Annotated in this window: 17 protein-coding genes; 11 read left to right on the plus strand and 6 right to left on the minus strand. The window is 48.8% G+C overall.

Translation table 11 applies throughout. The annotated features are described in order from the left end of the window. Positions 1–223: 223 nt before the first annotated feature. The 4 genes from psbA to AC1S5B_RS08160 form a co-directional block, all read right to left on the minus strand. The gene (gene psbA / locus AC1S5B_RS08145) at positions 224–1,309 is read right to left on the minus strand and encodes a photosystem II q(b) protein (protein WP_482035176.1); all 1,086 of its coding nucleotides are present in this window, start codon (positions 1,307–1,309) and stop codon (positions 224–226) included. A gap of 75 nt (positions 1,310–1,384) precedes the next feature. Further along, positions 1,385–1,753 (minus strand): response regulator, encoded by a 369-nt coding sequence (locus AC1S5B_RS08150; RefSeq protein WP_482035177.1) that lies wholly within the window; start codon positions 1,751–1,753, stop codon positions 1,385–1,387. Between the two features lie 10 nt (positions 1,754–1,763). Next, positions 1,764–4,349 (minus strand): ATP-binding protein, encoded by a 2,586-nt coding sequence (locus AC1S5B_RS08155; protein WP_482035178.1) that lies wholly within the window; start codon positions 4,347–4,349, stop codon positions 1,764–1,766. Then, on the minus strand, positions 4,342–6,291 hold the full coding sequence (locus tag AC1S5B_RS08160; protein ID WP_482035179.1) for a response regulator: 1,950 nt from the start codon (positions 6,289–6,291) through the stop codon (positions 4,342–4,344). The genes AC1S5B_RS08155 and AC1S5B_RS08160 overlap by 8 nt, the downstream gene beginning before the upstream one ends. Before the next feature lie 41 nt (positions 6,292–6,332). Between AC1S5B_RS08160 and AC1S5B_RS08165 the strand changes: the two genes are divergently transcribed. Further along, positions 6,333–6,518: a hypothetical protein gene (locus tag AC1S5B_RS08165; protein ID WP_482035180.1), complete on the plus strand. Its 186-nt coding sequence runs from the start codon at positions 6,333–6,335 to the stop codon at positions 6,516–6,518. A 308-nt stretch (positions 6,519–6,826) separates the two neighbouring features. Further along, complete coding sequence (locus AC1S5B_RS08170) at positions 6,827–7,948, plus strand: response regulator (RefSeq protein ID WP_482035181.1); 1,122 nt, start codon at positions 6,827–6,829, stop codon at positions 7,946–7,948. Between the two features lie 119 nt (positions 7,949–8,067). Here the strand turns inward: AC1S5B_RS08170 and AC1S5B_RS08175 are convergent, their stop codons facing one another. Then, entirely contained in the window at positions 8,068–8,445 is a 378-nt protein-coding gene (locus tag AC1S5B_RS08175; protein WP_482035182.1) for a response regulator, read from the minus strand. Further along, positions 8,427–13,262 (minus strand): PAS domain S-box protein, encoded by a 4,836-nt coding sequence (locus tag AC1S5B_RS08180; protein WP_482035183.1) that lies wholly within the window; start codon positions 13,260–13,262, stop codon positions 8,427–8,429. Before AC1S5B_RS08180 ends, AC1S5B_RS08175 begins: the two co-directional genes overlap by 19 nt. A 240-nt stretch (positions 13,263–13,502) precedes the next feature. Between AC1S5B_RS08180 and AC1S5B_RS08185 the strand changes: the two genes are divergently transcribed. From AC1S5B_RS08185 to AC1S5B_RS08225, 9 genes are all read left to right on the plus strand, one after another. Then, positions 13,503–13,718, plus strand: coding sequence for a hypothetical protein (locus AC1S5B_RS08185; protein WP_482035184.1), 216 nt, complete (start codon positions 13,503–13,505; stop codon positions 13,716–13,718). A 34-nt stretch (positions 13,719–13,752) separates the two neighbouring features. Beyond that, positions 13,753–14,139 carry a response regulator gene (locus AC1S5B_RS08190; RefSeq protein ID WP_482035185.1) on the plus strand — a complete coding sequence of 129 codons (387 nt, stop codon included), beginning with the start codon at positions 13,753–13,755 and terminating at the stop codon, positions 14,137–14,139. Positions 14,140–14,230: 91 nt separating this feature from the next. Beyond that, a complete protein-coding gene (locus AC1S5B_RS08195) occupies positions 14,231–14,725 on the plus strand; it encodes a DUF1269 domain-containing protein (protein WP_482035186.1) in 495 nt (164 codons plus the stop codon). A gap of 3 nt (positions 14,726–14,728) precedes the next feature. Then, complete coding sequence (locus AC1S5B_RS08200; RefSeq protein WP_482035187.1) at positions 14,729–15,184, plus strand: hypothetical protein; 456 nt, start codon at positions 14,729–14,731, stop codon at positions 15,182–15,184. Between the two features lie 103 nt (positions 15,185–15,287). After that, positions 15,288–16,763: a basic amino acid/polyamine antiporter gene (locus AC1S5B_RS08205; protein ID WP_482035188.1), complete on the plus strand. Its 1,476-nt coding sequence runs from the start codon at positions 15,288–15,290 to the stop codon at positions 16,761–16,763. 101 nt (positions 16,764–16,864) lie between these two features. Beyond that, entirely contained in the window at positions 16,865–18,127 is a 1,263-nt protein-coding gene (arcA, locus tag AC1S5B_RS08210) for an arginine deiminase (RefSeq protein WP_482035189.1), read from the plus strand. A 45-nt stretch (positions 18,128–18,172) separates the two neighbouring features. Beyond that, a complete protein-coding gene (locus tag AC1S5B_RS08215; protein ID WP_482035190.1) occupies positions 18,173–18,598 on the plus strand; it encodes a DUF6325 family protein in 426 nt (141 codons plus the stop codon). A gap of 62 nt (positions 18,599–18,660) precedes the next feature. Beyond that, complete coding sequence (locus AC1S5B_RS08220) at positions 18,661–19,029, plus strand: SHOCT domain-containing protein (protein ID WP_482035191.1); 369 nt, start codon at positions 18,661–18,663, stop codon at positions 19,027–19,029. Positions 19,030–19,242: 213 nt separating this feature from the next. Further along, positions 19,243–20,046 carry a cyanophycinase gene (locus AC1S5B_RS08225; protein WP_482035192.1) on the plus strand — a complete coding sequence of 268 codons (804 nt, stop codon included), beginning with the start codon at positions 19,243–19,245 and terminating at the stop codon, positions 20,044–20,046. Positions 20,047–20,071 lie beyond the last annotated feature (25 nt).

Consider the following 20,071-nt stretch of genomic DNA (forward strand, 5'->3'; position numbering starts at 1 on the left):
ACTGATAAAGACGATGAGTAGTTTTACAAAATGACATCTTCCGCTGGGTAGATAGTTTGGGGTTTGAGGTTCGGGTTTTGGGTTTTGGGGTTCGGGGTTCTAAAAAAACTGCTCTCCTCCGCACTCCGCACTCTGCACTACAACAAAAAGCGTCCTCCGGGATGGAGAACGCTGATTAACACAATCGGTTAGAGTCTACCCTTCGACACTTGATTGGCGGCGTTTAACCCGCGATCTCAGGAGCGCGTAACGCCACTGGAACTGCGTCTGCTCCGGCGAGATCCAGGGGGAAATTATGGGCATTGCGTTCATGCATCACTTCAAACCCCAGATTCGCCCGATTCAGCACATCTGCCCAGGTATTGACCACCTTACCCTGACTGTCTAACACAGACTGGTTGAAGTTAAAGCCATTCAGGTTGAAGCCCATGGTGCAAATGCCAAGCGCCGTACACCAAATGCAAACAACCGGAAACGCACCCAGGAAAAAGTGCAGCGATCGGCTGTTATTAAAGCTGGCGTATTGAAAGATCAGCCGACCAAAATAGCCATGAGCCGCCACAATATTGTAGGTTTCATCTTCCTGCCCAAACTTATAGCCATTATTCGCAGACTCATCTTCCGTAGTCTCTCGCACCAAACTAGAAGTGACTAAACTACCATGCATTGCACAGAATAATGACCCACCAAAAACTCCAATTACCCCCAACATATGAAAGGGATGCATCAAGATATTATGTTCTGCTTGGAAGACAAACATAAAGTTAAAGGTGCCGCTAATACCCATTGGTAAACCATCGGAAAAACTGCCTTGTCCAATGGGATAAATCCAAAATACAGACGCGGTTGAAATCAATGGCGCACTGTAGGCAACACAAATCCAGGGGCGCATTCCCAAACGGTAGCTGAGTTCCCACTGTCTTCCCATATAGCAGGCAAGGGCGGGAATATAGTGTGCCCCAATCATTTGATAGGGACCCCCGTTATAGAGCCACTCATCAATGCTTGCTGCTTCCCAAACTGGGTAGAAGTGCAAGCCGATCGCGTTCGATGAAGGCACAACCGCCGCGCTAATCAGGTTGTTGCCATAGAGTAGGGAACCTGATACTGGCTCCCGAATTCCATCAATATCGACCGGTGGAGCGGCGATAAAGGCAATGATAAATACACAGGCAGAAACACCCAGCAGGGGAATCATTAGCACTCCAAACCAACCGATATACAGTCGATTTTCGGTGCTGGTAATCCAATTACAGAAGCTTTCCCACTGATCAGTCGCTCTTTGGCGTTGTTGGAGCAATGTAGTCATAGAAGTTTAACCCGTGAATAATTGCACTCACAGAATAGGCAAAAAATCTAAAGAACTGATGAAGAGGAGAAGAGTTTAGGCGATCGCTCGAATCACTTGAGCCGACAAGCTAAACGGATCGTAAGGCTTCGTAATCACCGCAACCACGTTGAGTTGAGTGAGTTGGCGTTGTTCTGCCGTTTGAGCCTTGGCAGTCAACAAAATCACGGGAATATTTTGAGTTTCTGGATTAGTTTGCAACTCCTGAAACGTCATAATTCCGTCCATTCCCGGCATCATCACATCCAACAAAATAGCATCGGGATGTTCGATCGCCGCTTTGAGTAACCCTTCATTTCCGGAACTTGCCGTCAACACTTCCCAATCGCCTGTCACCTCTAAGCAAACTTGAGTTGCCTCACGAATGTCATCTTCATCATCAATAATCAAAATTCGCCTAATCATTAGGGTCGTCCTATTTTCGGTACAGCGGCAACGTGAAATAAAAGGTACTCCCTTTTCCGATTGTGCTTTCTACCCAGATCTGTCCGCCATTTTGCTGCACAATGCTCAGACAAATGGCAAGCCCCAGCCCAGTGCCGCCTTGATGTCCAGCGTTGGAGGCATCCAGTTGTTCAAATCGGTCAAAAATCGCTTCCAGCTTATCTTCAGGAATACCTTGCCCTTGATCTTCAACCGCGATGATCACGATATTCGGTTTAGAAAACGGGTCAGTCGGTTTCTCCGATGTGACCGAAACCGTTGTGCCAGCGGGGGAAAACTTGATGGCGTTGCTGAGCAAATTGGTCAGGGTTTGAATGATGCGATCCGGATCAACCCAAACTTGAACGGCGATCGCATTTACTAACAAAGTAATCTCCGCTTTTTCTGCCATTGCCCGCATTGCATCAACGGATTGCTGAATCAAATCAGCGACGTTGCAAGCTCGTTTTTGCATGACGGTCTTGCCAAATTTGATCCGCTCTAAATCCAGAATGTCATTAATTAATCGCACCAAGCGATTGGTGTTAGAAAATGCAATCTCCACCATGCGCTGACTTTTCTCCGGCTGAGTATCGAGATGCCCCTGTGCCAGCATTCCCAAAGCCGTGCGAATTGAGGTTAATGGCGTTCGCAGTTCGTGACTGACCACAGACACAAATTCATCTTTCATCCGTTCCATCAATTGCCGTTCAGTCATATCCTTGAACACGACTACCGCGCCCACAATCTTGCCCTGTTCTCGAATGGGCGTACTGACATATTCCACTGGAAAACTTGATCCATCCTGCCGCCGAAACAAGTCTTCCGTGACGTGCTGCACCAGACCAGTTTGCAAGGTAGCAAAAATCGGGCTATCTTCCCAAGGGTAGGGAGTGCCGTCGGGCTTGGAGTGATTCAAAATGGGGTGCATCCATTGTTCTGCCAGATCTTCAACCTCACGCCCCAGCATTCGTGCTGCCGCTGGGTTCACAAACGTTGTTTCACCCTGGAGATTTAAGCCATAGATGCCTTCGCCGGCAGAGTTGAGAATTAGTTCATTTTGGCGACTCAGCCGATTTAAAGAATCCCTTGCCTGTTGACGTTCTCGTAGAGCGCGTTCGCGTTCACTAATTTCATGCAACAGTTCGGTGTTGATGTCTTGCAGTTCTGTGGTTCGCTCTAGCACGCGCTGTTCCAGTTCAGCATTCAGGGCGAAAACTTTAATTTCCACCTGTTTGCGCTCTTGAATATCTTGTTCCAAATCGGCATTGAGGGCGTGAACTTGTTGATACAGTGCGTAGTGATGAATTGCCATGGCAAAATGTTTGCCCAAGGCTTGCGCCAGTTCCAGATCAGCGATCGCCCACTCTTGGCTCTGTCCTGGTTTTAACTCCAACCAGGCATCAAACGACTGCCGGGGGCGCAGTTGACGCGGATCATTGCGGTCAATCTTCCGTGCCCAGAGCGTCTCAATATCTATGGGTGGGCGAAACACACTGAGGTAGCCCAACGGCTGTTTGCGATATTGCAGTCGCACGATCAAGAGGCTGCAAATTTTTGCGGTTTGAAAGCTAGTCACAAGATCGGACGGCATGGCGGCACTGAATACCTCCGAGATCGCCCAAACATTCTCGACATCCGTCACAGCCACCTGGGTTTCGAGCCAGGGTTGCCACTGGGGATGAGCTTCAATCTTAAGAGTGGCATCGCTAATTTGAACGGTTGAATCATCCGCCCAGCGATCGCCAGGTTGCTCTCCCACCGTCAATAACTGAGCTACTTGTCCCGATTTTTGGGCGGCAATATACAGCCTGCCGCCGCTCCCCTTCAAAGCATTCACCGTTTGCTCTAGCGCCTGTTGCAATTGCATCTCGGTCATCGAGTGCAGCAACCAAGACACGCGATTGATCGTGGATTCTTGCTCGGCACGAATTCGAGTTTGGTCAAGCAGGATCGATTGGGCGATCGCGATCGAGACTTGATCGGCAACCAACTGCACCACCTGCAATTCTCGCTGAGTCATTTGGCGCGGTGTGGCATGGTGAGAGACTAACAAGCCCCAAAGCTGATCTCGGCATTCATTCTGATGCAAAATCGGTACAACCAACGAGGATTGCACCCCCATTGCCGTCAGATAGTCTACATGACACGGATCAACCGGGCGAAAGCGAATATCATCTGCTGCCAGCGCTTTGCCGGTTTTGGGACAATCCAACGGACTCAGCCCAATTTTCTGGGCTGCCACATCCACAATCGATCGCTGTCGAGCTTTGAGAAATAATTCCCGTGCCTCAAGGGGAATATCATCTGCTGGAAAGCGCTGCCCTAGTAAGGAGGGCAACTGCCGCTCATAAATCGACTCAGCCACCACTTCACCGCTGCCATCAGGATGAAATCGATAAACCTTGACGCGATCGGTGTCGAGAAAAGCGCGCACTTCCGCCACGGTTCCCGCCAATATTTCGGGCAGTTCTAGAGAATGCCGAATCCGGTTCATCATCCGGTGCAGCAGCATTTCCAATGAATCAACGGGCGATGGCTGATCGAGTTTTCGGTGGGTTGACGAGTGACTATTCATAGATAAGGCGAGGCAGAGGAGTAAATAGACGAAGCAGACGGGCACGTTCTAAGCGATTGAGGATACACGTCACTAATTCCTTCGCGTTAGTCGCTTTGCTCACATAGTCATTTCCACCCGCCGCGATTGCCTGCTGTACGGTAGGCGTATCCAGATGCATGGTCAGAAACATCACGGGTAAATCTTCCCACTGCGGCGCATTTCGCAACACCTGACACAGTTCAATCCCATTAAAATGCGGCATCTGAATATCGAGCAGCAACAAATCGGGTGAAAAGTCTTCGAGCATGTGCCAAAACTGACGGGGTTCGTCTAACGTTGCCAGTTGCACCCCCCAGGGTTCTAGCAAGGCTCGAATGCCTGCCAAAATTTGGGGGTCGTCATCCACCACCATCACCTTGGCAGTAGTGACACAAATATGCGCTTGTGCCCACCTCACCATCTCTAGCACCTGAGCAGACAGGGCTTTGGTTGAGCATTCACTATGCAATTGCGGGGCTGTAGTCGGCTGAATTGCCAAGGACTGAAGATCCGATTGACCTAAAAACACATGGGCACCCAATCGCGCCGCCTTAACTCGTGTGGCTAAATTGTCTTGATGGGCGATAAACAGGACGAGTGGCGGCGGGCTGCATCTTGTCGAAATTGCCAGCCGTTCCTCCTCAGAGGTGACATTCAGCAGCAGTACGGGTTCGCTTCTACAATAGGATTGCGGCTGGTCTGTAAATTCATTGATAGACTCATCTATAGACAGTGCGCGATTGTGTGACTTAGATGCCGTTGAACTTGCCACCCACTCCATACCAATGCCGTAAGTCGCTGCCATGTTAAAAATTTGCTCTACTAATTCGGCATCGTTATCGATTACCAAAAATAGAGGCACTTGATTGTATAAGGATGGTGGGGACTGTAGAGTTGCTTTCAATTGAGCTAATAAATTCAGCAGATGCACGGCTTTGTTGTCCGTGGGTAACGATGAGGATTGCAGAATGTGTTCGATGCTGCGAGCTAAGCTAGACCCTTCCGTGAATCCAAAAATCCCTAATGCGCCCGCCAGTTGATGGGCAATTCGACAGGCTTGTTGATACTGCGCTTCGCTAACGGTGCCCACTAACATTTCCGCTCCAGTCTGCTCCAAAACTAAGCAGCGATCGCAATTCAAGCGCTTATACTTTTCCCAGACAGCGGCTAATCCGACGCGAGTTTTCTGCTGAACCAATCCTTCTCTCACCCATTCTGGCAGCGCAGAAGCAGGCGCGATCGGTTCCGTTGCCTGCTTCAAACGATACCCTTGCCCATAGATTGTTTGAATCAAATCGGCAGGTGCCCCTCGCTGTTTGAGCTTTTGCCGCAGCCCTTTAATATGAACTGTGACCGTATCTTCGCCAGGAGCCTCCTCGCAAGACCAGAGATGATCTAGTATCATACTGCGGTTAAAAATTCGCTGGGGATGGCGCAAAAAGAACTCTAGCAAGCGATACTCTTTGGGAGTCAGCAACACGGGTTGTTCATCGTAGGTCACTTCGCACAAACCCGGATCAAGGCGCAGGGTCATCCATTCTAAAACCGTCGGTCGCACAGATCCTTTGCGGCGCAACAAAACCCGCAGCCGAGCGAGGAGTTCTTGCGGCTCAAAGGGTTTCACCATATAGTCATCGGCTCCGGCATCTAACCCAATGACGCGATCGCGGCTAGAGTTTTGAGCCGTCAATAATAAAACAGGAATTTGACAGCCTTGAGCGCGAAGCTGCTGACAAAACTGAATCCCATCTAATCGGGGTAATAGAACATCTAGCACAATTAAATCGTAGGTAAATGCTTCTACACATTCCCAGCCAATTTGTCCATCTGTGGCAATATCCAGAACGTAATGATTTTCAGTCAAGATGATTTCGATCGCTCTCGATATTGCTTCATCATCTTCAACGAGTAGGATTCTCATTAGGGATAAGACCCTTTACGAAAAGAGTTGAACACGTCGCTATGCTGCAAGTTGTTGCCATTTCAGAAGCAGCCTTGAATCTCAACTGCTTGCCGCTTGGCACAACAAAATGTACGGGCGAATGGGTCTTGAAAAATAATGCTGAAGCTTGCCCACAATCCACTGCGGATATCCCTTGGCAGCAGATATGGAAAATTGTAATCAAGTCTACTAAAACTCATTATTAAGGCATCTTTTGCCAAACAGTCAGATTAGTACACTAAAGTTTAACTTTAAGTAAACGAGCTTTCAGCGAAATCAGAGATCAGGGCTAACGCAAGGTCGAGATTAGGCACGAGACCTATATTTTTTAATGAAAAATACCTGCTGTGGTGTTAAGAAAAGTGATATTATTTGGCTGAAACTTTACAAAGTTAGCAAAATATAGACAGCGAGTATTCCGACTCAATTAAACGGCTAAAGAGCTAGCAAAAGCGATCCCATATTGGCTCTGCGATCGCCCACGGCATGGTTTACAGGGATGAGATCAGACATCATGAAAATTCTGTTGATAGAAGATGACCCACACACCACTGCTTTTCTGGTCGCAACGCTTTCTGCCCATCATTATGCCGTCGATCTAATCGCAGATGGCGCAGCGGGACTGGAGCTAGCCACTCAGTGGGAGTATGATCTGATTCTCTTAGATGTGCTACTGCCGACCTTAAACGGTGTTGAGGTGTGTCGTCGTCTCCGCGCTCAGGGCTGCCAAACTCCAGTCTTAATGCTAACCGTAAAAAACTCGAACGAGGATATCATTGCGGGGCTGGATGCGGGCGCAGATGATTACGTTGCCAAGTCTAGTGATGCCTCTCAGTTGTTAGCGCGAGTGCGCGCCCTGATGCGGCGTAGTGGCAGTCTTTCTGCGTCTCCCATCTTGACTTGGGGAACCCTGCATTTTGATCCAGCTTCGGCGCATGTCACCTATAATCACCAGCCGATCGCCCTTCGTCCCAAAGAATACACCCTCTTAGAACTCTTCCTCCGCTATCCTCAGCGCATCTTTAGCCGCAGCACCATCATTGATCACCTGTGGTCAATGGAGGAAACACCGGTGGAAGGATCAGTCACTAATTTGATCAAAGACTTGCGCCATCGGTTGAAGGTTGTCGGGATTGATAGTGACATGATTGAAACGGTGTATGGGCTGGGTTATCGGTTAAAAGCAGCCCCAATCCCAGAGAGAACCCTGGCAAAGGAGGATGAAGAGCGAAAGAATCAAGACATTGCTCCAGCATCCATTCCAGCAAGGAATTGGGATGATGATTGGAACGACGCGCGATCGCAGCGGGGAATTGCAGCAGTTGAGCGCATTACAGAGCAATTTCAGGTGTCGTTAGACCAACGAATTGCCCTATTAGAATCCATCACGCGATCGCTGCAATCTGGCACGATCAACGGGCATCAACAGCACACTGCAAAAACAGATCTCCACAAATTGGCAGGCGGGTTAGGCACCTTTGGCTATATTAAAGCTTCAGCGATCGCCCAAACCATGGAAAACTTGTTAGAAAAAGATTTGAGCCAAGAACCGCGATTAATCAACCAGTTCGCTCATTTACTAGGAGAATTAAAGCAAGCCCTAGCTAAACCGCTAATCAACGCCCCGATCTCCTAGGAGAAGAAGGGTCAGGAGTTGGAGGTCAGGGATCAAAAGTTAAAGTCCCTCTTTCGCTCTGGGAGAGGGACTTAGGGTGAGGGAAATCGGGAAAGTCGCCGCCTTTAGGCGTGGGAGTGTCAAGTGTTCCAACCCAATATTTCGGCGACTTGGCTCCAAATGGTTAGCGGGTTAAAAGGCTTGGTGATGATGCCTGCAACGGCTAGCCCTGAAAATTGCTGGCGATCGCTCGCCAATAGTTTAGCTGTTAACACAATGACTGGAATTGACCGAGTGCGAGGATCTGCCTGAAGCTTCTCACACATTTGAAACCCATCCATATCCGGCATTGATATATCTAATAGAATGGCATCCAAAGCATTCGTCTTGGCGATTTCTAACCCTTTAACGCCAGATGATGCAGCGATCGTCCGCCAACCTGCAAATTCTTCCAACGATACGCGCACCACATCACGAATATCATCATCATCATCCACAATCAGGATTTGCTTAGACATATAGCAGGTACTGTGAAATAAAAGGTGCTGCCTTTGCCGAGGGTGCTTTCTGCCCAAATTTGACCGCCATGTTGGTGGACAATATTTTTGCATATTGCCAGCCCCAATCCAGTTCCTCCTTTCTCGCGAGAATCGGATACATCAACCTGCTGAAACTGTTCAAAAATGAGTTCGAGTTTGTCTGCCGGAATGCCGCGCCCTTGATCGGTGACGGAGAAGAGGAGGGAGGGAGATGGGGTAGAGGGGTAGAGGGGTGATACTTCTCGTCCTTCACCTTTCTCCTCCTTCATGCCTTCACGCCTCCACTCCTCTATTCCTTGCAACTCTGCTTTGAGCCAAATTGTGTTGCCGGGAGCGGAAAACTTGATGGCGTTGCTGAGGAGGTTGGTGAGGGTCTGTATGATAGCGTCGGGGGCTGCCCACAGGGTTGTAGAAAGGGACGTGACAGTAAGGATGAGGGCTGATTGATCGGCGATCGCCTGAACGCTGTCTACTGCCTGTTGCATCAGATTGGCAACTTGGCAAGGCTCCATCACCAGTTGAACTTTGCCCGATTCTAATCGTTCTAAATCAAGAATATCGTTGACTAGCCGCACTAAGCGATCGCTGTTGTTGAGCGCGATTTTTAGCATGTGTTGAGCTTTTTCAGGGCGATCGCTGAAAATACCTGATTCTAAAATGCCGAGCGCTCCTCGGATTGAGGTTAAGGGCGTGCGGAGTTCGTGGCTGACTACGGAAACAAACTCATCTTTCATTTGTTCCACTTTTAGGCGATCGCGAATGTCTTGAATATGCCCCACAAAGTAGAGTGGTTGACCACCGAGATCGCGGATAGGAGCGGTACTCATTAATACTGGAACTATTGTTCCCAGCTTGGAAATATAGCGTTTTTCCATTTGAAATGATCGAATCTCACCCACTAGCATCTGGTGAATCCCATGGGCATCTTCCTTGAGATCCTCCGGGTGGGTAATGTCCTGGAAAGTCAGCTTGAGTAGCTCCTCTTCAGTGTAGCCAACGAGGTTGCAATAGTAATCATTCACCCTGAGAAACCGCCCCGCTAATGAAATAAGAGACATGCCAATGGGCGCATCATCAAACGCCTTGCGAAACCGCTCTTCACTATCCCGCAGGGCTGCTTCAGTTCGTATGCGATCGCTAATATCTACAAATCCGCCAATCGATCCTCTCACCTTGCCTTGCTCATCCCGCAACGGAGAAGCATAGGAAAGCAATTGGATCACTGTGCCATCAGGATGGACAATCTCGACTACTTCATCCCTAACCTCAATGTTGTGGGCGGATGCATACTGCATGGGCAAGTCTTCGACCGAGAGTTCTTGACCCTCTCGATACACTCGATAAGCCGGACGCTCGGCGACCGGGGCACTTGGGGAAGCATTGGCATCGAGTGGCACTCGCAGGATATCAGATAAACAAGGGTTGATCCGAGCAAATCGGCACTCTGGATCTTCCCCGATCGCCACCCCAATAGGCAGCACCTCAAACAGGGTTTGTAGGTCGTTAACCCGCTCAGTTAGCTGTTGATTAAGCTGCTGAATTTCAGCTTCGGCTTGTTTGCGATCGGTAATATCGCGTCCGACCGATTGGAATTCAATAAAGTGTCCCTGCTCAAAAATCGCCCGACTATTCCATTGAGTCCAACGTAACTCTCCGTGGGAAAAAACCCGATTTTCGATCGTCACGGTGGGGGTATCCTGGCTCATGGAACTGATTAACTGAGCGACCGTTTCCCGATCTGCTTCAAAAATAAGCGGCATATAACGGCTGCCGACCGCTTGCTGGAGGTCTAACCCAAAATAACGACAGAAGGTTTCATTGACAAACGTGAGCGTACCATCCGGTTGGAAGCGGCAGATCAGTTCTATCTGATCCTCCACAATGGCACGATAGCGAGCTTCACTCAGTTTCAGTGAGTCTTCTAGCTGTTTGTGATCGGTAATATCATCTGCCACCCCCACAATTCGCAAAGGATTACTGTCGTCATCGTAGATAATCAAAGATTCTGACCGAATCCAGCGAACGTTGCCATTCGAGTCAATGATGCGATACTGTATGCGCGTCTGGTTGCCAGAGAGGAGTTGATTGAACGCCCCCCCAACGTACTCTAGATCTTCAGGATAAATTCGATCGAGCCAAGATCTTGGATTTTGATAGAGGCTTTCGCAGGAGTAACCCCATAGTCTTTCGTAAGATGGGCTGATGTAGAGATACTGCCCAGTGATCACACATATCACATAGACCACATGATTGATGGTTTGAGCAATCTCTTGAAATCGAGCTTCACTTTCTTGCAGTGCTGCCTCTGCATTTTTGCGATCGCTAATATCGCGTCCAACCGACTGGAATTCAATCAGGTGTCCCTGCTCGTCGAAGATTGCCCGGTTGTTCCACTGAGTCCAGCGCACGGCTCCATGGGAGAAAACTCGATTTTCAATGGTCACTGTCGGGTTTTCCAGGCTCATGGAATTGAGCAGTTGAGCGACTCTATTCCAGTCTGCTTCAAACACAATGGGCTGATAACTGCTGCCAATTGCCGTCTCTGGGTCTAGCCCGAAGTAACGGCAGTAAGCTTGATTTACAAAGGTGAGCGTACCATCTAGTTGGTATCGGCAAATGAGTTCCATTTGATCGTCTACAATGCCGCGATAGCGAACTTCACTCAGTTGCAACGCTGCTTCTACTTGGTGGCGTTGGGTCAAGTCGCGAATCACAACCAGTACTTCATCGGTGTCGAGTGGCATCATCCTCGCTTCTTGCCAGAGGTGCTGTCCTTGCACGAAGAGTGGAAAGTCATAGACCTGAATTTCTCCGGTTTGCAATGCGGTGTTTGCGGCATCTAGTCGCTGCTGTGCCGCTTCTGGCGGCAGAATATTGCGAATGTTTTCCCCTTTTCTTAAATTGGGGAACTCGATGGGAAAAGCAGTGGTGGTTTTGAAATCTAAGTAGGTGCCATCTCGATGCATCCGAATAATTAAATCTGGCAAGGCATTTAAGATTGTGCGATTGAGGGTTTCGCTTTGTCTCAGCGCTGCTTCTGTTTGTTTGCGTTCGTCTTCGACGCGCTTGCGTTCGCTTTCTAGCCGTGCCCGATCGCTGATATCTCTGCCAATGCCCAGCACATAGGTTTCACCGCTGATTTCAATCAGTTCGGCAGACACCAGAAGCGTTTTAATTTGTCCCGTTCGGGTATGACTTTGCACTTCCAGATTATGAACCGATCCATCCTGCTGCAACGTTTCGCGGAAACGGATGCGATCGCCCAGATCGCCCCAAATTCCCAGATCCACCAACCGCTGCCCGATTAGTTCCTCACGGGAATACTCCAGCACCTCAAAAAAGCTGTTATTTGCCTTCACACAGCGTCCCTCTGCCCAGGTGGTGAGGCTGATCAGATCGGGGCTAGAGCGAAAGATGATGGTGAATCTTTCTTCAGATTCTGCTAGGGCGGTTGTGGTGCGATCAAAGGACTGTTGTAGTTGGTCTGACATTTGGTTAAACGTCTCTGCCAGACTGTTCAACTCGTGAATTAGGGTATCGGTGGGTAGTTTTTGGTCGAGATTGCCGTCTGCCAGTTCGCGGCTGACCCGGTTGAGTTGGGTAAAGCGGGCGCTGAGTCGGTTTGCGGTCAGCAATCCTAGGGCGATCGCGGCAGCCAGCGTTAATAGACAGAGCAAAACCGTGGTGCGAGTATGATTCTGAATCGGTGCCGTGAAATGAGATCTAGGAATCACCGTCAGAATTCGCCAATTCAGCCCAAGTTGATCTTGAAAGGGTGTGATTTTTACATTTTGCAGTTCACCATTGTGGTGAAATTCTAGGTATTGGGGTTGATTCAGCGCTAATGCGTTGGGGCGATTCGTGAAACGTTCGCGAAGCGTCTCCGAAGGAGAATCCCTACGGAAATCGCGCAAATATTCCCCCAGCGATCGGGTCAAACCATCTTGACTTTGCTCAATCTTCAGTTGCTTGAACTGATCTGGCTTTCCAGGAACAGCACTAATTGTGTAGGGTTTTTCTTTAAGGGATGTGGCGATTAGGGCACCGTTTTGATCAGTGATCACAACTCGACCAAAGCGGCTTATCTCTAAACGATGCAGAATCTCACTTAAATAATCTAGCCGCAGATGAACTGCAAAAACTCCTAGGAGACGATTCGTATCACGCTGATAAACCGGCTGTGAGGCATCTAAAGTCAGTTCCTTCGCAGTGCCATACTGGGCAATCGGATTCCAGCCCGGTTTTCCCGTTGTCACGGCTCGTCGATAGAACGGGCGATCGCGTCGAACATCCAAGCCATTGTCAACATGAACGAGTTCTCCCCGCTTGCCCTGCTTGTCTAGGCGATAAATCTGAATTTGGTCTGGACGAGGCGGATCAGCAATGCCTAAATACAAAGTCGGAAACCGTTCAACTAATCTAAACGTGCCTTGAGGATTGACAAATAAGATCGCCGACACCTGATCAAACTGCTGAGATCGATTGAACAAAGCTGCTTCCAGGGCTGGAGTATTCTGAAGATCAATCTGCCCCTGATTAACGGCATCTACATTCAACCGATTAATTAATATCGGTGTTTGCAGATAGGTCTTGAGTTCTTGCGTCACGCGCTCATTAGTTTCTGTGACTAATCGCTGTCCTAGATCTGTAACCGCCTCTTGCCCACTCTGGTAAGACAAGTAGCCGACTAATGCCACGGCTCCCACGGTTTGCAATACGAAGGGAACAACCAGCACCCCACGCAAAGGAATATTGGTAATCAAGTTGCGAAGTTTTTTGGGCAGGGCGATCGCCATGAAGAATGCTTAGCGGTGAGAAGATACCTTATTTATACTTATACTAAACGCGATGTGCAGCTATTCCTGATTCCTCTCACCCCAAATCTCTCCCACAGCGGGAGAGGGATTTTTAGATCCCCCAGAGTGGGCTGACTTTAGTTGCACACCACGAAAATCTAGGTTTTCCTATTAGTTTCATATTTTCTTGGTCTACTCTAAGGGACGAGTGAGTTCAACAAAGTCCCATTTGTTTCTGTCATGTTTAACAATGACTCATCCAAAATTAGTTATGTTGAAATTTCAATCAATGTTTTAAGTGAAGCTTTGCAAAAGCTTTACGAGCACGATTATACTTCCGCACAGGTAATGGTGGCGGTTGCCAGACAAGTGTTGGAAGATTTGCAATTAAACTTCGATCAACATTCTCAGGTTGAAGAAAGGCTTAAGCAACTTCTCAATCAATCACTTAAATAAGGGTTGCCCCTTTTTTGGCAAAAGGGTGTTGCTCATGCCTAATAAATCAATTTTGTTGATTGAACATGAAGCCAGTATTCGCGAGGTTTTACATACTTGTTTAATCGAGTTTGGCGGCTGGAGAGTTGCTCTATCGAACTCTATTCAAGAGGGAGTTGATTTATGTACAACTCTCTGTCCTGATGTGATTTTGTTAGATGCTTCAACTTCAGAAACAGATGCTTTGATATTTCTTGAACAGTTGAAGCAATATTCAATTGCCAAATCCATCCCAATTTTGTTGATTACTGCGAGAGCAAGTTGGTTTACACTAAGTCAGCTTCACCAAATGGGATTTGCTGGAGCGATCGCCAAGCCGTTTAATCCTTCTACTCTATCTGCTCAAGTTTCTAACTTGCTGGGATGGAATCATGAAGATTAATCGTCACCCTATTGCAGTGTTAAGGAACTGAATAGGTAAAAAGAAAAGCACCTTAATCACCAATTAACCACCAATTAACCTAGGAAAAACCATGTCTACTTTAACCGTTTGGAAATTTAGTACCGTTGATGGCGCAGAGAACGCTTTGAAGAAGTTAGGAGACTTACAGAAACAACAGATTGTTCAAGTTTTGGATGCTGCGATCGTATCCTGGCCTGTGGGACGGAAAAGTCCTAAAACCAACCAAGCCTTTAACACGGTTGGAGCCGGTGCCCTCGGCGGCGCATTCTGGGGTATGTTGTTTGGTCTAATCTTTTTCGTGCCGCTGTTTGGTTTGCTCATCGGTGCTGCAACGGGTGCCCTTACCGGCAAGTTTACAGACTATGGCATTAACGACGGATTCATCAAAGATGTTCAAAGCAAAGTAACCGAGGGAACATCCGCCCTATTTTTGCTAACGGGTCAAGTCACCGTAGACAAAGTGGAAGCGGCATTTGAAGACGCAGAAAAAGGTGAATTGATTCAATCCAACTTATCCGCTGAACAAGAAGCAAAACTACGGGAAGACTTTGGTTCAGAGGTTTAATTAATGAAAAAACTTTTGACCACTACAACCACGCTTTGTCTTGCGACAGCAGTAACGATGTTGTCTCAACCCGCACAAGCACAACCCTTTCCTGCTGCACCTCCAAGCTGTGTCTACTTAAGAGAAGTCACGACTAGAAACACCGTGATTCGGAAGGTGATTGAGACCAATAACTCAAACGCCAATGTTGATTTTTTGGTGCCAACAGGCACAAGCTTCAGCAGCTATATTGGCAAAATGATTCCTGAAAACAATCAGCGTTACACCATAGAGGTAAATCTCAAATATAACGACAACACCGCTTCTAAAGCAGTGAATCGTACCATTCAGGCACGGCGTTTTTACCTCTACAAACAGCCCTTCCGCACACCCACCAGTCAGCAACCCTTCCAGATCAATAGCCGAATTACCGGCGATCGCAACACTGCCTATCGCGTTGCCGTTTTAGCTTGCCAATAGCGTCCCTCATTTCACTTCAATCTCATCGGTGCAGTTTGCGCTGATTTGCACTGATTTGCACTGATGAGATTGACCCGATGGCAACAGTCAATAGGAGCACAGCATGGCATCAGATCAGGACTATAGTACGGCACCGGAACAAGAGTATGGTGCAGCATCAGACAAGGAGATCCTTTCCGTTGGGGCACTGACGGCGCTTGTTGTTGGTTCGATGGTGGGCGCAGGGATCTTTACCATTCCTTCCGCCTTTGGTCGAGCAACCGGGGTCGTGGGTGGGCTGATTGCCTGGGTAATTGCCGGGGTTGGCATGTTGATGCTGGCATTTGTCTTCCAAACCTTGGCGCAACGTAAACCTGATTTAGATTCGGGCATTTTTGCCTATGCCAAAAAGGGCTTTGGTAACTATATTGGCTTCCTGGCAGCACTGGCTTTCTGGGCGAGTAGCTGCGTGGGGAACACCTCTTACTTCGTCTTAATCAAATCGACGTTGGGTGAGTTTTTTCCCATATTTGGAGATGGCAATACGGTTCCGGCGGTCTTTGTCGCTTCCATCATCCTGTGGATTTTTCACTTTATGATTCTGCGGGGTGTGAAGCAGGCGGCTGGGCTGAACACCATTGTCACGATCACCAAGATTGTCCCGATCCTAATTTTTATTCTCGTTCTTCTATTTGCATTCAAAGCCGATGTCTTTGCCGCAAATTTTTGGGGTGGTCAAGGCGATAATGTTGAATCTTTATTCACCCAGGTTCGCAACACGATGCTGGTGACCGTGTTTGTGTTTATCGGCATTGAAGGCGCAAGTGTTTACTCTCGTTTTGCTGAGAAGCGCTCTGATGTTGGTTTAGCCACGGTTTTAGGATTCGTGGGGGTGCTTTGTCTGCTGATCTTAGTGACTGTCTTGCCCTACGGTATTGTGCCACGGGCGGAGCTAGGAGCCATACGCAATCCGTCGATGGCGGGTTTATTTGAGTCGGTTGTGGGGCGCTGGGGCAATATCTTTATTAGTCTGGGTCTGCTGATTTCGGTGCTGGGTGCCTTTCTAGCATGGACTCTGTTTGCCGCTGAGGTGCCGTTCATGGCTGCCAAAAGCAATCTCATGCCGAACTTCCTAAACCGGGAAAACAGCAATGGGGTGCCATCGACCTCGCTGTGGATGACCAATCTTACGGTTCAGGCATTTTTGATTGCGACTCTATTCAGCCAACAGGCGTTTATCCTTGCCTTGGAATTGGCGAGTTCCTTGTCTCTGATTCCCTATTTGCTGGTTGCTGCTTTTGCGCTGAAACTCGCGTTGACCAGAGAAACCTACGAGCAAGATTCTCGGACGCGCACCAGAGATTTGGTGATTGGCGCGATCGCCACCGCTTATTCTATTCTGATGCTTTATGCAGGCGGTCTAGAGAAACTGCTGTTGTCGGCGCTAATCTTAACGCCAGGAACAATTTTGTTTTTCATGGCTCGTCAGGAGCAAAACCGAAAAGTGTTCAAGCCCTGGGAGTTATTTATTTTCTCTGTGGCTGTGATTGCTGCGCTTTCAGCCCTTTATGCACTTTCGACGGGTCAAATTGTTATTTAATCAATTTTGAGTTTTTAATTTTGAGTAAGTAATCTAATTCAGAACTCAGAACCCACAACCCAGAACTCAAAACTACTTTATCCCTAACCAACGGAGTAACTATGGCACACGCGACCGATCCCAATTCCATCCCTTATGGTGTCCATTCGGAAGTTGGCACCCTGCGAAAAGTGATGGTCTGTGCCCCTGGTCTAGCCCATACTCGCTTAACTCCCACCAACTGCGACGATCTGCTGTTCGACGATGTCATGTGGGTGGATAATGCCAAGCGCGATCATTTCGATTTCATCACGAAGATGCGCGATCGCGGTGTTGATGTTGTCGAAATGCACAATCTGCTGGCAGAAACTCTGGATAACCCGGAAGCCAAAAAATGGCTGCTCGATCAGCAAATTACCGCTAATGAAGTCGGGGTCGGGCTGCTCGAAGATGTCCGAGGTTTCTTAGAAAGCTTGCCGTCTCGGAAGCTGGCAGAATTCATGATTGGGGGACTTTCGATCATGGATATTCCCGAAGAGCAAGGCAGCGCCCTACTCAAGCTTTCCCGCGAGGAGTTTGGCATGACGGGCTATCTACTGCCCCCGTTGCCAAACACACTCTACACTCGTGACACCACCTGCTGGATTTACGGCGGTGTGACCCTAAATCCGCTGTTTTGGCCTGCTCGTCACGAAGAAACTCTGCTCACCACGGCGATCTACAAGTTTCATCCAGACTTTGGAGATGCCGTCACTGTCTGGTGGGGTGATCCAACCCAGCACCACGGGTCTGCCACCATCGAAGGTGGGGACGTAATGCCGATCGGCAACGGCAGTGTATTGATTGGAATGAGTGAGCGCACCTCTCGCCAGGGCATTACTCAACTGGCGGTAGCCCTGTTTGCCAAAGGAGCCGCAGAACGAGTCATTGTTGCTGCTATGCCTAAACTGCGATCGGCAATGCACCTAGATACGGTTTTTACCTTCTGCGATCGCGATCTAGTCAGCCTGTTTCCCCAAATCATGGATCAAGTGGTGACCTTCTCTTTACGACCCAGCGACAAACCCGCTGGATACGAGTTGACCAAAGAGACTGAACCCTTCACCGATGTCGTCGCCTCCGCGCTGAACTTTAAAAAGCTGCGGATAGTGGAAACGGCGGGTAATCCTTATGCCATGGAGCGGCAACAGTGGGATAGCGGGAACAATATGGTTGCCCTCTCGCCCGGTGTCGTTTTTGCCTACGATCGCAACACTCTGACCAATACGGCTCTTCGGAAAGAAGGTGTAGAAGTGATCACCATAGTCGGGGCTGAACTGGGTCGCGGACGCGGTGGCGGACACTGTATGACTTGCCCCATTATTCGAGATGCCGTTGATTTTTAGTGACTCGCTCGGACTCATCGATAGTTCAAAACCAGGAGAGCCAATATGTCCTTAGGTCCCGTTGAGATGCTGTGCATCAAGTTTCCGAGCACCTCCATCAAAGATGAAATTGCGGCGGCATTGAAAGCGCTGGTTGAGAATAAAACAATTCGCATTATCGATATTCTCTTTATTCGTAAGAATGCCAGCGGTGACGTGACAATGACCGAAATTGATGAGATGGAGGATGTGGATCACAGCCTGCTTGATCCAGTGATTGCCGATATTTCTGGGCTAATTGCCGAAGTTGATGTTCAAGAAATCGCTCAATCTTTAGATAACAACTCATTCGCTGCCCTGATGCTGTTTGAAAATATCTGGGCAACGACATTTCGAGACGCAGTGCTGAAGGCAGAGGGTCAACTTCTGCTCAGCGAACGGATTCCTAGCAGTGCGATCGAATCGGCGATCGCGGCTCAGGTAATCGTGTAAGTCTGCGGGTTCAACAACATAACCCATTTTTGGGATTATTTTCCCACTTTAAGGAGGCTCAAATGGTAGGAAGAAGAGGTCGAGGGGGTCGGCGCGGTCCAGGTTTATTAAATACTGTGGCAAGAACAGCCGTAATCAGCAGTACGGCAACGGCAGCAAGCAATGCAACCAGCGGCGCAATGAATCAGAAAGCGATGCAGGCGCAGCGCGAACAGGCAGCCGCAATCCAGGCTCAAGCCGAAATGGAACAACTAAAAGCTCAACTTGCCAATGTTCAAGCTACCCAAGCCCAAGCAGCGGCACCCGTGGCAGCGGCACCCATCGCCCAACCGGATCTATTGGCACAACTGACGCAACTGTCGCAGCTTAAAGATGCAGGCGCACTGACGGACGAAGAGTTCCAGCTTGCCAAAGCCAAACTACTGAGCTAACGTTACCGCGAGTTTACCAAGGACTATTAGGGACGGTAGGCATTGTATGATCGGCTCATTGGATTTTGTGCCGAATCCTGCGAGTCGCTCAACTGAATGCCTTTTTTAATGCGGGGTATTCGTGCAAGAGAGTGACTCAACCCAAACTGCGACTGGCTCAATCTAAGCCGCGATCGCAGTTTGTCACAGCAAGTATATTTAGGAATAATCACGATGAGTACTGAGAGTAATCGGGGCGCTTTAGTCATTATTGGCGGAGCAGAAGATCGGGAAGGTGAGTGTGTTGTATTGCGGGAGTTTGTGCGATTAGCGGGGGGAAGGAAAGCCCGGATTGCGGTGATGACTGCCGCTACCAGTATGCCGAGAGAAGTGGGAGAGGATTACATCAACATTTTTAAGCGATTGGGCGCAGATTTAGTTGAAGTGATCGACACGAGAAGCCGGGAGGATGCGGAAGAGGACTCTGCGGTTCGCCTGATTGAGTATTCAACTGGCATCTTTTTCACGGGAGGCGATCAATCAAAGATTGTAGACTCCATTAAAGGAACGCCGCTGGATAAAGCCATTCACAAGCGACATGCGGAAGGAACCGTGATTGGCGGCACTAGCGCGGGTGCGGCGATGATGCCGGATGAAATGATTGTCGGCGGGGCTTCAGTCTCTAATCCCAGTGTTGATGCGGTCGAAATGGGTCCTGGAATGGGCTTTTTACCCGGCATTGTTGTAGATCAGCATTTTGCTCAACGGGGTCGCCTCGGTCGTCTTTTGGCGGCATTGGTGCTGAACCCTGCGGTGTTAGGTCTAGGCATTGATGAAGATACCGCCATTATTGTCAAGGGGGATGAATTTCAGGTGGTGGGACAAGGTGCTATTACCGTTGTGGATGAGTCAGGCGCAACTTACAACAACCTGAATGGATTGCTCAAAGATGAAGCGATCGCGCTCTGTGATGTCAAGCTACATATTTTGCCCCATGGCTATCGGTTTAACCTAAAGACCCATCAACCGATCATGTAAGCAGCCATAATCAAAATGGTGTAGA

The sequence above is a fragment of the Leptolyngbya sp. CALU 1928 genome, from assembly GCF_056784215.1.